20 protein-coding genes are annotated in these 14,135 nt (G+C 66.6%); 8 read left to right on the top strand and 12 right to left on the bottom strand.

Annotated elements, in window-relative coordinates; genetic code table 11:
• Positions 1 to 37 precede the first annotated feature (37 nt).
• Positions 38 to 880 carry a helix-turn-helix domain-containing protein gene (locus C1I89_RS24560; RefSeq protein WP_102775364.1) on the bottom strand — a complete coding sequence of 281 codons (843 nt, stop codon included), beginning with the start codon at positions 878 to 880 and terminating at the stop codon, positions 38 to 40.
• Positions 881 to 942: 62 nt separating this feature from the next.
• Here C1I89_RS24560 and C1I89_RS24555 point away from each other — a divergent pair, with 62 nt between their 5' ends.
• Complete coding sequence (locus C1I89_RS24555; RefSeq protein ID WP_102775033.1) at positions 943 to 2,127, top strand: trans-sulfuration enzyme family protein; 1,185 nt, start codon at positions 943 to 945, stop codon at positions 2,125 to 2,127.
• Here the strand turns inward: C1I89_RS24555 and C1I89_RS24550 are convergent.
• Positions 2,124 to 3,083, bottom strand: coding sequence for a helix-turn-helix domain-containing protein (locus tag C1I89_RS24550; protein WP_102775032.1), 960 nt, complete (start codon positions 3,081 to 3,083; stop codon positions 2,124 to 2,126). The genes C1I89_RS24555 and C1I89_RS24550 overlap by 4 nt on opposite strands.
• A 173-nt stretch (positions 3,084 to 3,256) precedes the next feature.
• Here C1I89_RS24550 and C1I89_RS24545 point away from each other — a divergent pair, with 173 nt between their 5' ends.
• Genes C1I89_RS24545 through C1I89_RS24520 form a run of 6 tightly spaced genes read left to right on the top strand, consistent with a single transcriptional unit; the run spans position 3,257 to position 8,911 of the window.
• Complete coding sequence (locus tag C1I89_RS24545) at positions 3,257 to 4,111, top strand: alpha/beta fold hydrolase (protein WP_102775031.1); 855 nt, start codon at positions 3,257 to 3,259, stop codon at positions 4,109 to 4,111.
• 16 nt (positions 4,112 to 4,127) lie between these two features.
• Positions 4,128 to 5,300, top strand: coding sequence for a substrate-binding domain-containing protein (locus C1I89_RS24540; RefSeq protein WP_102775030.1), 1,173 nt, complete (start codon positions 4,128 to 4,130; stop codon positions 5,298 to 5,300).
• A gap of 14 nt (positions 5,301 to 5,314) precedes the next feature.
• Entirely contained in the window at positions 5,315 to 6,085 is a 771-nt protein-coding gene (locus C1I89_RS24535; protein WP_102775029.1) for an ABC transporter ATP-binding protein, read from the top strand.
• The gene (locus C1I89_RS24530) at positions 6,082 to 6,831 is read left to right on the top strand and encodes an ABC transporter ATP-binding protein (protein WP_102775028.1); all 750 of its coding nucleotides are present in this window, start codon (positions 6,082 to 6,084) and stop codon (positions 6,829 to 6,831) included. Before C1I89_RS24535 ends, C1I89_RS24530 begins: the two co-directional genes overlap by 4 nt.
• On the top strand, positions 6,828 to 7,838 hold the full coding sequence (locus C1I89_RS24525; protein ID WP_102775027.1) for a branched-chain amino acid ABC transporter permease: 1,011 nt from the start codon (positions 6,828 to 6,830) through the stop codon (positions 7,836 to 7,838). Before C1I89_RS24530 ends, C1I89_RS24525 begins: the two co-directional genes overlap by 4 nt.
• An 8-nt stretch (positions 7,839 to 7,846) precedes the next feature.
• A complete protein-coding gene (locus C1I89_RS24520) occupies positions 7,847 to 8,911 on the top strand; it encodes a branched-chain amino acid ABC transporter permease (protein ID WP_102775026.1) in 1,065 nt (354 codons plus the stop codon).
• A 107-nt stretch (positions 8,912 to 9,018) separates the two neighbouring features.
• On the opposite strand, the gene rpsQ is transcribed toward C1I89_RS24520, so the two are convergent.
• From rpsQ to rplC, 10 genes are read right to left on the bottom strand one after another with little or no spacing between them, the layout of a single operon-like run.
• Positions 9,019 to 9,300, bottom strand: coding sequence for a 30S ribosomal protein S17 (rpsQ, locus tag C1I89_RS24515; protein WP_006216549.1), 282 nt, complete (start codon positions 9,298 to 9,300; stop codon positions 9,019 to 9,021).
• Positions 9,301 to 9,302: 2 nt separating this feature from the next.
• Positions 9,303 to 9,494 (bottom strand): 50S ribosomal protein L29, encoded by a 192-nt coding sequence (gene rpmC, locus C1I89_RS24510; RefSeq protein WP_003806912.1) that lies wholly within the window; start codon positions 9,492 to 9,494, stop codon positions 9,303 to 9,305.
• 11 nt (positions 9,495 to 9,505) lie between these two features.
• Positions 9,506 to 9,922 carry a 50S ribosomal protein L16 gene (gene rplP / locus C1I89_RS24505; RefSeq protein WP_029579982.1) on the bottom strand — a complete coding sequence of 139 codons (417 nt, stop codon included), beginning with the start codon at positions 9,920 to 9,922 and terminating at the stop codon, positions 9,506 to 9,508.
• 2 nt (positions 9,923 to 9,924) lie between these two features.
• The gene (gene rpsC / locus C1I89_RS24500) at positions 9,925 to 10,716 is read right to left on the bottom strand and encodes a 30S ribosomal protein S3 (RefSeq protein WP_006389609.1); all 792 of its coding nucleotides are present in this window, start codon (positions 10,714 to 10,716) and stop codon (positions 9,925 to 9,927) included.
• A 9-nt stretch (positions 10,717 to 10,725) separates the two neighbouring features.
• The gene (rplV, locus tag C1I89_RS24495; protein ID WP_102775025.1) at positions 10,726 to 11,055 is read right to left on the bottom strand and encodes a 50S ribosomal protein L22; all 330 of its coding nucleotides are present in this window, start codon (positions 11,053 to 11,055) and stop codon (positions 10,726 to 10,728) included.
• A gap of 3 nt (positions 11,056 to 11,058) precedes the next feature.
• Entirely contained in the window at positions 11,059 to 11,334 is a 276-nt protein-coding gene (gene rpsS / locus C1I89_RS24490; protein ID WP_006216555.1) for a 30S ribosomal protein S19, read from the bottom strand.
• 12 nt (positions 11,335 to 11,346) lie between these two features.
• Positions 11,347 to 12,174: a 50S ribosomal protein L2 gene (gene rplB, locus C1I89_RS24485; protein ID WP_102775024.1), complete on the bottom strand. Its 828-nt coding sequence runs from the start codon at positions 12,172 to 12,174 to the stop codon at positions 11,347 to 11,349.
• Positions 12,175 to 12,471, bottom strand: coding sequence for a 50S ribosomal protein L23 (gene rplW, locus C1I89_RS24480; protein WP_006216557.1), 297 nt, complete (start codon positions 12,469 to 12,471; stop codon positions 12,175 to 12,177).
• On the bottom strand, positions 12,468 to 13,088 hold the full coding sequence (gene rplD / locus C1I89_RS24475) for a 50S ribosomal protein L4 (RefSeq protein WP_043541548.1): 621 nt from the start codon (positions 13,086 to 13,088) through the stop codon (positions 12,468 to 12,470). The genes rplW and rplD overlap by 4 nt, the downstream gene beginning before the upstream one ends.
• Positions 13,089 to 13,092: 4 nt before the next feature.
• Positions 13,093 to 13,782 (bottom strand): 50S ribosomal protein L3, encoded by a 690-nt coding sequence (rplC, locus tag C1I89_RS24470; RefSeq protein WP_168202287.1) that lies wholly within the window; start codon positions 13,780 to 13,782, stop codon positions 13,093 to 13,095.
• Between the two features lie 142 nt (positions 13,783 to 13,924).
• On the opposite strand from rplC, the gene C1I89_RS34920 reads away from it, so the two are divergent.
• Positions 13,925 to 14,135 (top strand): hypothetical protein (locus C1I89_RS34920; protein WP_219929607.1); only part of this gene is annotated, 211 nt, incomplete at its 3' end.

Genomic DNA, 14,135 nt, shown 5'->3' with positions numbered 1-14,135 from the left:
CGCGGGAGCCCGTTTTTTCGTCCGGGCCGCCGGCGCATCAGCGGCGCAGGTCGCGCTGATACGAGGCGGGCGAGGCCCCCACCAGGCTCTTGAAGCGCTTGGAAAAATGGGCCTGGTCCGCGAAGCCCACGCTCAGGGCAACGTCGGCCGGCGCCTGGCCCGCGGCCAGCAGCCGCCTGGCGCGCTCGACCCGCACCTGCAGCTGGTAGGCGTGCATGGGCATGCCGACCTGGCTGCGGAACTGCCGCATCAGGTGGTAGGGGCTCAGCGCCACCTCCCGCGCGATCTCGGCCACCGACAAGGCCTGTGCGTGGCAATCCTCGATGAGCGCGCGGGCCCGCCGGATCTCGGGCCGGGCCTCCCGCGCCGGGCCGGCGGCCGCCGCGCCGCCATGGCGCGAGGCGAGCAGGCCCAGGGCCGCCAGCATCAGGCCGTCGCAGGCCAGGCGCGAATCGCCTTCGACCAGGGCGTCGTGGGCGCGCAGCATGGCGCGGAACACCGCGGGGTCCTGGACCACGCCCGACTGGAAGCCCACGGCCGCGGCCGCGCCCAGCGCCTGCGACATGGCGTCGGCCGGGACGTACAGCGCGCGATAGCGCAGCTCTGCTCCCGCGGCCCGGCGGCCGGTGTGCAGGTCGCCCGGATTGACCACCGATACCGATTGCGGCGCGGCGAGATAGGTGGCGCGCCCCCGCTGGAATTCCTTGGCCCCGCTTTCGATGAGGCCGAACATGAAGGTGTCGTGGGTATGCGGCCGGAAGCGGTGGCGCACGAAGCGCGCCGCGGTCGCCATGGCGCCGCAGGCGCCCTGCCGCCACACCCGCACGCCGTCGCGCAGGCCGCCGTAGAGGCCGTGGGCGGCGACAGCAGGATCAGACAAGACAGCCTCGCCGCCATCCATAAGATCGTAGGACCTGAAATCATTCGATGAGGTCATAGACGATGTCTTCCCATTCCGATCCCCATACCCGCCTGGCGCAGGCGGCCGTACTGCTGCCGGAAAGCTCGTATCCCGTGGCCCCGCCGCTGTACCAGACGGCCAGCTTCGCCACGGACGAGGCCGGCGTGTTCCTGGACATGGCGACGCGGCCCCTGCATCCGGGATTCTATACACGTTACGGCAACCCCACGACGCGCGCGTTCGAGTCCGCCGTGGCCGGGCTGGAAGGCGGCGAATGCGCGCTGGCCACCGCCTCCGGCATGGGCGCCATCACGGCGGCGCTGCTGGCCTTCGCCGGCCGCGGCGACCACGTGGTGGCGCAGCGCGTGCTGTACGGCGGCACCACCGGCCTGCTGCAGAACATCGCGCCGCAGCTCGGCATCGACGTGAGCTTCGTGGACCAGGCCGACGCCGACGGCTTCGCCGCCGCCGCGCGCCCCGAGACCCGCCTCTTCGTGCTGGAAAGCCCGTCCAATCCGATGCTGCGCCTGACGGACCTGGCGCGCATGTCGGACATCGCGCGCGCCCGCGGCATCACCACGCTGGTCGACAACACCATCGCCTCGCCCATCAACCAGCAGCCGCTGGCGCTAGGCATGGACCTGGTGATGCACAGCGCCACCAAGTACCTGTGCGGCCACGGCGACGCCTCGGCCGGCGTGCTGGTGGGCGACGAGCAGCGCATCAAGGCCGTGTGGGAAAAGGCCTATCTGCTGGGCGCGACGCTGGACCCCTTCGCCGCCTGGCTGGTGCTGCGCGGCCTGCGCACCCTGCCCATGCGCGTGGCGCGCCAGAACGAAACCGCGCTGGCCGTCGCCCGGCACCTGGCCGCGCACCCGGCGGTGTCGGCGGTGCACTATCCCGGCCTGGAAAGCCATCCGCAGCACGCGCTGGCGCGCGCGCAGATGAGCGGATACGGCGGCGTGCTGAGTTTCGAGGTGCCGGGCCGCATGGCGCAGGCCGAGCGCGTCGTGGGCGCGCTCACGCTGGCGCATCGCTCGGCCAGCTTCGGCTCGTTCTCGACCCTGGTGGTGCATCCGGCGGCCATGTGGGCGGGCATGATGACGCCGCAGCAGCTGGCGGAATCGGGGTTGCCGCCGGGACTGATCCGGCTCGGCGTGGGCTTCGAGAGCCACGCCGACATCATCGGCGACCTGGACGCGGCGCTGGCGGCGGCCGCGTCCTAGGAACGGGCGCGCAGTTCGCGCGCCGACATGCCGAAGCGCCGCTTGAACAGGCGGCTGAAATGCGCCGGATGCGAGAACCCGACCTGGTAGGCGAGTTCGGAAATCGCGCGATGGCGATGGCGCGGGTCCAGCAGCAGCGCGTGGCAGCGTTCCAGCCGCTGGTCGAAGATGAAGGACTCCGCCGACAGCCCGCCGGCGCGCAGGATGCGGTGCAGGTAGGCCACGGAGATGCCGCAGCCTTCGGCCACGCGCGCCGGCGACAGTTCGGGATCGGCCAGGTGCTGCCGGATGTAGGCCAGCACGCGCTGGCGGTGCGCCACCGTCACGCTGCTGTCCGACTCCGACGCATGGCCCTGCCCCGGCTGCACCAGGAACAGCACGATCAGGTCGATCAGGCGCTCGCCCAGTTCGGCGACCTCGGCGTCGGACCAGCCGTCCATGCCCTTGAACATGTGTTCCATGTAGCTGGCCAGCATGGCGCCCCGCGGCGAGCCGTCATCGATGCGCAGTTTGTGGAAGGCGCCGACGCGCGAATCGCGCTGCGACAGCGCGCTGCGCGGAAACGAGATGCTCAGGCTGCGGTAGCCGCCGGCGCCCAGCGCCGTGGCCTGGTACGGCAGGCTCTGGTTCATCAGGTACACGCAGCCCGGCTCGACCTGGAATTCCCGCCCCTGCTGGCGCACCGCCAGCGGCCCGGCCAGCGGCAGGCCGAAGGTATAGAACTCCTGGTCCAGCCGCGAGACATTGCCGGCCGTGCGTTCGAGCTGCTGGCCCTGGTAGTGCAGGTCGTTGAACTGCAGGCTGGCGCGGCGCGCGTAGCGCAGGCGCCCGGCGAAATGGCCGGGCTTGCCGCCGTGGACCTCGAAGGGGCCGAAGGCGTCGGCCAGCGCCGCGCGCCATTGATCGCGCCGGTCCGCGCCGGCGCCGGCCGAAATGGCGAATTCCGTCTCCGACATGGCGCGGTCTCCTGGGATGCGAAGCGCAAATTGATCTTGCGTCTACAAGTTCTTGACTCAGCCTGCAGCAGGGCGGGCGGCGCATTGTGCGCGCGCCTGGCGCAAGTCTATATTCACCCGCATAAGCGTACAACAACCGCACAGAACGACCTGGACCCACCGGGAGGAGACTCATGGCGACCGCGCCCGCGCCGGCCTCGCGCTATCTGCGCTGCGAAGGCCGCGAACTGCATTACACCGAATGGGGCGCCCCCGACGCGCCGCCGCTGGTCATGTGGCATGGCCTGGCGCGCACCGGGCGCGACTTCGACGAGCTGGCGCAGGCGCTGGCGCCCGACTACCGCATCATCTGCCCGGACACGATCGGCCGCGGCCTGTCGCAATGGAGCCCGGACCCGGTGGCCGAATACCGGCTGGACTTCTACGCGCGGCTGGCGCGCGCCCTGCTCGACGGGCTGGCGCTTGCCAGCGTGCGCTGGGTCGGCACGTCCATGGGCGGCGCCATCGGCATGCATGCCGCGGCCACCACCCTGCGCGACCGCATCTCGCGCCTGGTGGTCAACGACATCGGGCCGGAACTGCCGCGCCCCGCCATCCGGCGCATCCTGGACTACGCCGGCGATCCGCCGGCCTTCGACACGGTCACCGAACTGGAGACCTGGCTGCGCGCCGCCTACAAGCCCTATGGCTGGCAGAGCGACGAGCAATGGCGCCGCATGGCCGAGACCTCGATGCGCCGCCTGCCGGACGGGCGCGTGACCGCGCACTACGACCCGGCCATCGTCGGCCAGTTCAGCCATCATCCCGACGACTACGACCGCTGGAGCGGCTATGACTCGCTGCGCATGCCGCTGCTGCTGCTGCGCGGGGCCGAGTCTGATCTGCTGCTGCCGGAAGTGGCCGAGGCCATGACGCGGCGCGGCCCGCGCGCGCAGCGCATCGATTTCCCCGATTGCGGCCACGCCCCCGCGCTCAACGTCGCCCCGCAGATCGAAGCCGTCCGCCAATTCCTCGCCGCACGTCACTGATAAACAGGAGTCCCCTATGAAACGCCTACTGCTCGCCGCGCTCGCCGGCCTGTGCATGAGTTCCGCGGCCGCGGCGAAGGATTTCGTCGTGGCCCACGTCTACGACAAGACCGGCCCGCTGGAGGCCTACGCCAAGCAGACCCAGGCCGGCCTGATGCTGGGCCTGGAGTACGCGACCCAGGGCAGCATGACGGTGGCCGGGCGCAAGATCCGCGTCATCGAGAAGGACAACCAGGGCAAGCCCGACGTGGCGCGCGCCCAGCTGGCCTCGGCCTATGCCGACGACAATGCCGACATCGCCGTGGGCCCCACGTCGTCCGGCGTGGCGCTGGCCATGCTGCCGATCGCCGAAGAGTACGAGAAGATCCTGCTGGTCGAGCCCGCCGTGGCGGACTCCATCACCGGCGACAAGTGGAACCGGTACATCTTCCGCACCGGCCGCAATTCCTCGCAGGACGCCATCGCCAACGCGGTCGCCTTCGACCAGGCCGGCACCTCCATCGCCATGCTCGCGCAGGACTACGCCTTCGGCCGCGACGGCGTCAAGGCGTTCAAGAGCGCCCTGAAGAACGCCAAGATCGTGCACGAGGAATATCTGCCGGCCAACGCCACCGATTTCACCGCCGGCGCGCAGCGCCTGTTCGATGCGCTGAAGGACCAGCCCGGGCGCAAGATCATCTTCATCCTGTGGGCCGGCGCCGGCAACCCGTTCAAGATCGCCGACCTCGACCCGCAGCGCTTCGGCATCGAGATCGCCACCGGCGGCAACACGCTGGCGGCCATGACGCCGCTGAAATCGCTGGTCGGCATGGAAGGCGCCACCTATTACTACTACGGCATACCCAAGAACCCGATCAACGACTGGCTGGTGGCCGAACACCAGAAGCGCTACGGGCAGCCGCCGGACTTCTTCACCGCCGGCGGCATGGCCTCGGGCATCGCGATCGCGACGGCGCTGGCCAGGACCAAGGGCGACTCCGACACCGACGCGCTGATCAAGGCCATGGAAGGCATGAGCTTCGACACGCCCAAGGGCAAGATGACATTCCGCCCCGAGGACCACCAGGCCATGCAGTCCATGTACCACTTCCGCATCAAGAACGATCCCTCGGTGCCGTGGGCGGTGCAGGACCTGGTCAGGGAAATCACGCCCGACCAGATGTCGGTGCCCATCCAGAACAAGCGCTGAGCCCGCATCCGTCCATGCTGGAGACCCAATCGCTCACCATCCGTTTCGGCGGGCACGTGGCCGTCGACGAAGTCAGCTGCAGTTACGCGCCCGGCACGCTGACGGCCATCGTCGGCCCCAACGGCGCGGGCAAGACCACTTACTTCAATCTGATCTCCGGCCAGCTGCGCGCCAGCGCCGGCACGGTGCGCCTGAACGGACGCGACCTCACCGCGCTGGGCGCGCCGGCGCGCATGCACGCGGGCCTGGGCCGGGCGTTCCAGCTGACCCAGCTGTTTCCGCGCCTGAGCGTGCACGAGAACGTGCGGCTGGCGCTGCAGTCGCGCCAGCAAGGCTTGGGCTGGCGCCAGATCCGTTTCTGGCGCACCTGGAGCGACGACCGCGCCCTGATCGAACGCGCCGACGCGCTGCTGGCGCGCACCCGCCTGTCGGCGCGCCGCGACCAGCCGGCCGCCGACCTGCCGCACGGCGACCAGCGCAAGCTGGAGATCGCGATGCTGGTCGCGCTCGATCCGCAGGTGTTCATGTTCGACGAGCCCACGGCCGGCATGAGCGTGGACGACGTGCCGGTGGTGCTGGAGCTGATCCGCGAAATCAAGAACGACGCAAGCAAGACCATCCTGCTGGTGGAGCACAAGATGGACGTGGTGCGCGAACTGGCCGACCGCATCGTGGTGCTGCACAACGGCCGCCTGATGGCCGACGGCGAGCCGGCCGAAGTCATCGCCTCGCCCATCGTGCAGCAGGCCTATCTGGGCGTGAGCCCCACGGAGAAGGCGGCATGACGCAAGCACTGCTGGAATTGAAGGACGTGCACACGCACATCGGCGCCTACCACATCCTGCACGGCGTCGACCTGGCGGTGCCCGCCGCCGGCGTGACCATGCTGCTGGGACGCAACGGCGCGGGCAAGACCACCACGCTGCGCACGATCATGGGACTGTGGCGCGCCTCGCAAGGCCAGGTGCGCTTCGACGGCGCGCCGGTGGGCGGGCCCGGCACGCGCACCTCGCCGCCCGACATGGCGCGCCTGGGCATGGCCTACGTGCCCGAGAACATGGGCATCTTCGCCGACCTGTCGGTCAAGGAGAACATCCTGCTGGCGGCGCGCCAGGCGCGCAACGCCAGCCAGCTCGACAGCGCCCGGCTGGAATGGATCTTCGGTTTCTTCCCGGCGCTGAAGAAATTCTGGCTGCACCCGGCCGGCAAGCTGTCGGGCGGCCAGAAGCAGATGCTGGCGGTGGCGCGCGCCATCATCGAGCCGCGCCGGCTGCTGCTGGTCGACGAGCCCAGCAAGGGCCTGGCGCCCGCCATCGTGCGGAACATGATCGACGCCTTCATCGAACTGAAGCAGGCCTCCACCACCATCCTGCTGGTCGAGCAGAACTTCAATTTCGCCCGCCTCGTGGGCGATCACGTCGCCGTGATGGACAACGGCCGCGTGGTCCATGCCGGCAGCATGGCGCAGCTGGCCGAGGACGACGCATTACAGACGCGCCTGCTGGGCCTGTCGCTGGGAAGCCACCAATGAGCACGCTGGAACTCGATACCCCCTTGCCGCGCGTGCGCGCGGACCTGCGCCCGGCGCTGCTGGTGCTGGCCCTGGCGGCGATCGCGCTGCCGCTGGTGGGCTCGCTGTCGACCTGGGTCACGCTGACCCTGGCCGGCCTGGCGATGGGCATGATCATCTTCATCGTGGCCTCCGGCATGACGCTGGTCTTCGGGCTGATGGACGTGCTGAACTTCGGCCACGGCCTGTTCATCGCCATCGGCGCGTACATGGCGGCCACGGTGCTGGGCGCCATGGCCGACTGGACCCAGTCCGGCAGCCTGTGGGTGAACCTGGCCGCGGTGCTGCCGGCCATGATCGTCGGCATGCTGGTGGCCGGCGCCGTCGGCCTGGCGTTCGAACGCGTCATCGTGCGCCCGGTGTACGGGCAGCATCTCAAGCAGATCCTGATCACGATGGGCGGCATGATCATCGGCGAAGAGATCATCAAGATGCTGTGGGGCCCGCAGACGATTTCGCTGCCGCTGCCCGAGGCCATGCGCGGCGCGTTCCTGCTGGGTGACGCCGCCATCGAGAAGTTCCGCATCGTGGCGCTGGTGGCCGGACTGCTGGTGCTGGGCGGCATGCTGTGGCTGCTCAACCGCACCAAGCTCGGCCTGCTGATCCGCGCCGGGGTGGAAGACCGCGAGATGGTGGAAAGCCTGGGCTACCGCATCCGCCACCTGTTCGTGGGCGTGTTCGTCGCCGGCTCGATGCTGGCGGGGCTGGGCGGGGTGCTGTGGGGCATGTACCAGCAGTCGGTGGTGCCGCAGCTGGGCGCGCAGGTCAACGTGCTGATCTTCATCGTCATCATGATCGGCGGCCTCGGCTCGACCGTGGGCTGCCTGATCGGCGCGCTGCTGGTGGGCCTGATGGCCAACTACACGGGCTTTCTGATGCCCAAGGCCGCCCTGTTCTCGAACATCGCGCTGATGGTCGCCATCCTGCTGTGGCGCCCGCAGGGCGTGTATCCGGTCACGAACCGCTAGGAACCGACATGTCCGTACGCCTGCTTTCCGGCGACCCTCCCCGCAGCGCCGTGCTGACGTTGCTGCTGATCGCGATCGTGGCCGCGCTGGCGGCCGCGCCCTTTCTGTTTCCCGGCCCGAAGTCGCTGGCCGTGGCCGCCAAGATCCTGGTGTTCGTGATCCTGGTGGCCAGCTACGACCTGCTGCTGGGCTACACCGGCATCGTCAGTTTCGCGCACACCATGTTCTTCGGCATCGGCGCCTATGGCGTGGCCATCGCCAGCGTGCGCATGGAGCCCGGCTGGACCGCGATACTGGCCGGCACGGCCGCCGGCCTGGCGGTGTCGCTGGCCTTCGCGCTCTTGATCGGCCTGGCCAGCCTGCGGGTGCGCGCCATCTTCTACGCCATGATCACGCTGGCGGTGGCCGCCGCGTTCCAGACCCTGGTGTCGCAGCTGTCGCACCTGACCGGCGGCGAGGACGGCCTGAGCTTCAAGGTGCCGCAGATGCTGCGCCCGGCCTTCCGGCCGTTCTCCGAGCCGCTGTTCGGCGTGAACGTGGACGGCCGCATCATCACCTACTACCTGATCGCCGCGGTCTGCCTGGTGCTGTTCCTGCTGCTGCTGCGCATCGTGAACTCGCCCTTCGGCCGCGTGCTGCAGGCGATCCGCGAGAACCCCTTCCGCGCCGAAGCCATCGGCTACCGCACCGTGCTGTACCGCAGCCTGTCCAATCTCCTGGCGGCCGCCTTCGCCACGCTGGCCGGCGCCATGTACGCGCTCTGGCTGCGCTACAACGGCCCCGACGCCTCGCTGTCGTTCGAGATCATGCTCAATATCCTGCTGATGCTGGTGATCGGCGGCATGGGCACCATGTACGGCGCGGTGGTGGGCGCCAGCCTGTTCGTATTCGCCCAGAGCTATCTGCAGGACGGCCTGCACCACGTGCACGGCCTGGTCTCCGGCGTCGCGCCGCTGGCCCTGCTGTTCGAACCCGACCGCTGGCTGCTGTGGCTGGGCATCCTGTTCGTGGTGTCGGTGTATTACTTTCCCACCGGCATCGCGGGCCGGCTGCGCGAGATGGCCCACCGCTGAAAACAAGCCCCGCCACACTTCCGCACGGCGCAAAAAAAACGGCAAGGGTTTGATCCCTTGCCGTTTCATTATCGGAACGGCGAACCGTTCCGACAAACTGCTTTCACTTAGATGATACGTGCGGCTTCAACCAGACGCACCACGCGCCACGACTTCGAGCGCGAGATGGGACGGCCTTCAGCGATTTCAACCGTATCGCCTTCGTTGTACTGGTTCGATTCATCGTGCGCCTTGTACTTCGCGGAACGCATGATGATCTTGCCGAAGATGGGGTGCTTGACGCGGCGCTCGACGAGCACGACGACAGTCTTGTCCATCTTGTTGCTGACGACCTTGCCGACCAGCGTACGCTGGCGCTTGGCCACTTGGGTGTTTTGAGTTTCGCTCATCTTTATTTCCCTGCCTTCTCGGTCAGCAAGGTACGCACGCGCGCGATGTCGCGGCGCACGTTGCGCAGCTGGCTGGTGTTGGCAAGCTGCTGCGTGGCCTTCTGCATACGCAGACCGAATTGTGCCTTCAGCAGGCTTTCGAGCTCTTTGCCGAGCTCGGCGGCGTCTTTCGAACGGAGTTCGCTGGCTTTCATCTTAGTACTCCTTAAGCACCGATATGACGCGCGACGAACGTGGTCGAAATCGGCAGCTTGGCAGCGGCCAGGCGGAAAGCTTCACGCGCGAGCTCTTCGCTAACCCCTTCCATTTCGTAGAGCACCTTGCCGGGCTGGATTTCGGCGACCCAGTACTCCGGGTTGCCCTTACCGTTACCCATACGGACTTCGGCAGGCTTCTGCGAGATGGGCTTATCCGGGAAGATACGAATCCAGATACGGCCGCCACGCTTGATGTGACGATTGATGGCACGACGAGCGGCTTCGATCTGACGGGCGGTCAGACGGCCGCGGCCGGTGGCCTTCAGACCGAATTCGCCGAACGACACGTTGGTGCCGCGGGTCGCCAGACCGGTGTTGCGGCCCTTCTGCTCTTTGCGATACTTTCTGCGAGAGGGTTGCAGCATGGTTATTCTCCTTCAGGCGCCGGAGCAGCGTCCGCCTTGCGGGGACCACGGCCACGACCACCCGGACGACCGGTGCGAGCACCGTCCGGACGATCACCACGCGGAGCGCGGCGCGGACGACGTTCTTCTTCACGCGGGGCGGCGGTTTCCGGCGGCAGTTCGCCGTTGGCCAGCATGTCGCCCTTGTAGACCCAGACCTTGATGCCGATCACGCCGTACGTGGTGTGGGCTTCGGAGGTGCCGTAGTCGATGTTGGCCTTGAGCGTGTGCAGCGGCACACGGCCTTCGCGATACCACTCGGTGCGGGCAATTTCGATACCGTTCAGACGGCCCGAGCTCATGATCTTGATGCCTTGGGCACCCAGACGCATGGCGTTCTGCATCGCGCGCTTCATGGCGCGGCGGAACATGATGCGCTTCTCGAGCTGTTGCGAGATCGAGTCGGCGATCAGTTGAGCATCGGTTTCCGGCTTGCGGATTTCTTCGATGTTGACGTGCACGGGCACGCCCATCAGGCGCTGCAGATCAGCCTTCAGGCTTTCGATGTCTTCGCCGCGCTTGCCGATCACCACGCCCGGACGAGCCGAGTAGACGGTGATGCGGGCATTCTTGGCGGGACGCTCGATGATCACGCGACCGACGGAGGCGCTCTTGAGCTTCTTCTTCAGGTACTCGCGCACGCGGATGTCTTCGGCCAGCATCGAGCCGAAGGCCTTGTCGTCGGCGAACCAACGCGAGGACCAATTACGGGTGACCGCGAGACGGAACCCAGTGGGGTGAATTTTCTGACCCATCGTGACTCCTTAAGCTCCGACCTTGACCGTGATGTGGCAGGTCTGCTTCTCGATACGGTTGCCGCGGCCCTTGGCGCGAGCGGAGAAGCGCTTCATCGACTGGGCCTTGTCCACGAAAATCGTGGTGACCTTCAGTTCGTCGATATCGGCGCCGTCGTTGTGCTCGGCGTTGGCGATGGCGGACTCGACAGCCTTCTTCAGGATGGCGGCGGCCTTCTTCGGCGAGAAGGTGAGGATGTTCAACGCTTGCGCGACGGACTTGCCGCGGATCAGATCCGCAACCAGGCGCGTCTTTTGAGCGGAGATGTGAACCCCACGGATAATGGCAGTAGTTTCCATCGCTTACCTCTTCGCCTTCTTGTCCGCGGCGTGACCCTTGAACGTGCGGGTCAGCGCGAACTCGCCCAGCTTGTGACCGACCATGTTCTCGTTGATGTACACGGGAACATGTTGCTTGCCGTTGTGCACAGCGATCGTCAGACCGATGAACTCGGGCAGGATCGTCGAGCGACGCGACCAGGTCTTGATCGGCTTCTTGTCTTTGCCCGCGACGGCCGTGTCCACCTTCTTGATCAGGTGAGCATCGACAAACGGGCCTTTCTTGATCGAACGTGACATAGTGTTCGCCTCTTACTTGCGCTTGCGCCGTTGGACGATCATATTGTTCGTCCGCTTGTTGCGACGGGTCTTGTAACCCTTCGCCGGAGTGCCCCACGGGCTGACCGGTTCGCGTGCTTCACCGGTACGGCCTTCACCGCCACCGTGCGGGTGATCCACCGGGTTCATGGCGACGCCACGGACCGTCGGGCGGACACCGCGCCAACGCATTGCACCGGCCTTGCCGATCTGGCGCAGGCTGTGTTCTTCGTTACCGACTTCACCGATGGTGGCGCGGCACTCGATGTGCACACGGCGGACTTCACCCGAGCGCAGACGGACCTGAGCGTAGACGCCTTCACGGGCCAGCAGGACGGCGGAAGCGCCGGCCGAGCGGACCATCTGGGCACCCTTGCCAGGGATCATTTCGACGCAGTGAATGGTCGTACCCACCGGGATGTTGCGGATCGGCAGGGTGTTGCCGGCGCGGATCGGGGCTTCGATGCCCGAGACCAGCGTGGCGCCCACTTCCAGGCCGCGCGGAGCGATGATGTAGCGACGTTCGCCGTCGGCGTAGCACAGCAGAGCGATGTGCGCCGTACGGTTGGGGTCGTATTCCAGACGCTCGACCTTGGCCGGAATGCCATCCTTGTCGCGACGGAAGTCGACGACACGGTAGTGTTGCTTGTGACCGCCGCCACGATGGCGGACCGTGATGTGGCCGTTGTTGTTACGGCCCGAGCCACGGGTCTTCTTTTCCAGCAGCGGCGCGTAGGGCTCGCCCTTGTGCAGGTTCGGGCTGACGACCTTCACCATGCCACGGCGGCCAGCCGAAGTCGGCTTAACTTTTACGAGGGCCATTTACTTCACCTCCGCAAAGTCGATTTCCTGGCCGTCCTTGAGCGAGACGTAGGCCTTGCGCTCATTGCGGCGGCGGCCAACGAATCGGCCAAAGCGCTTGACTTTGCCCTTACGGTTGAGGACCTGCACGGACTCGACCTGCACCTTGAAGAGCAGTTCGACGGCAGCCTTGATTTCCGGCTTGGTAGCGTCAGCCACGACACGGAAAGCGACTTGCTGATTCTTCTCGGCAACGAAGGTGGCCTTTTCGGTCACGATCGGCGCCAGAATGACTTGCATCAAGCGTTCAGCGTTCATCCCAGCATCTCCTCGAGTTGAGCGATGGCCGGCTTGGTGATCAGCACTTTCTTGTAGTGGACCAGCGACAACGGATCGGCATAACGGGGCTCGACAACGGCAACGTGCGGCAGGTTGCGGGTGGCGAGGTAAACATTTTCATCGACGCTGTCGGTGATGATCAGGACCGAGTCCAGGCCCAGGCTCTTCAGCTTTGCAGCGGCGGCCTTGGTCTTGGGCGATTCCAGATCGAACGATTCGACGACGGCGATGCGGTCTTCGCGAGCCAGCTGCGACAGGATCGAGCGGATCCCGGCGCGGTACATCTTCTTGTTGACCTTCTGGCTGAAGTTCTCTTCGGGCGAGTTCGGGAAAGTCCGACCACCCCCACGCCACAGCGGCGACGAGGTCATACCGGCGCGAGCGCGGCCGGTACCCTTCTGGCGCCAGGGCTTCTTGGTGGTGTGCTTGACTTCGGCACGATCCTTCTGAGCGCGGTTGCCGGAACGGGCGTTGGCCTGGAAGGCCACCACGATCTGATGAATCAGGGCTTCGTTGAAGTCGCGGCCGAAGATCGTGTCGGGCGCGCTGAAAGTCGCGGCGGCCTGACCTTGGTCGTTCAGGAGCTTGAGATCCATTTACTTACGCTCCCTTCTTGGCCGGGGCCTTGATGGCCGGACGCACGACGATGTCGGCGCCAGCGTGGCCGGGGACGGCGCCCTTGACCAGCAGCAGGCCGCGCTCAGCGTCAACGCGAACGACGTCGAGGTTTTGAACGGTGCGGGTGACATCACCCAGGTGACCGGCCATGCGCTTACCCGGGAAGATACGGCCCGGATCTTGAGCTTGACCAATCGAGCCCGGGACGCGGTGCGAACGGGAGTTACCGTGCGACGCGCGCTGCGAACCGAAGTTGTGGCGCTTGATGGTACCGGCGAAGCCTTTACCGATGGTGGTGCCCGTGACGTCGACCTGTTGGCCGGCTTCGAACACCGATTCCACGGCGATCACGGCACCAGCCGCGAATTCGGCGGCGCGGGCGGGATCAAGGCGGAATTCTTTCAGGATGCTGCCGGCTTCAGCGCCGGCCTTGGCGTAGTGGCCCGTTTGCGGCTGAGCCACGCGCGAGGCACGACGAGTGCCATAAGCCACCTGGATCGCGGCGTAGCCGTCGGTTTCCAGCGACTTAACTTGGGTCACGCGGTTGTTCGACACGTCCAGCACGGTCACCGGAATGGATTCGCCATCCTCGGTGAAAATGCGGGTCATGCCGACCTTGCGACCCACCAGCCCCAGCCGGTGAGCGGCGGGCGTGGGTGTCGAATTCGACATCGTTTTCTCCATTCCCGACTGCGATTGGTCGGGGCTAATCAGGCAAAGGGTAACGGCCTCTGCCCTACGACTATGTTCAACCTGGTCAAAGGCACGATGGCTCTGAAAATCGAACCCGCCTGCCTTTTTTCCATAGCTGCTCTTGCCACAAAATGGCAAGCTTCGCATATTAGCACGTTTTTTTCAGGCAGCACAAGCACTTAGCGCGATTGACCGTTGCGCGCCACAAACAAAAAAGCCGCATTCCGGGGAATGCGGCTTTTCTTTTTCCGGGCCTGCCGGCGAAGGTAGCAGGCTCGAAGGTCTTGCGGTCTTACTGCAGCGCGATTTCGACGTCGACGCCGGCCGGCAGG

The organism is Achromobacter pulmonis (assembly GCF_002885955.2).
Lineage (GTDB): Bacteria > Pseudomonadota > Gammaproteobacteria > Burkholderiales > Burkholderiaceae_B > Achromobacter > Achromobacter pulmonis_A.
This window is presented reverse-complemented; position numbering and strand designations above follow the sequence as displayed.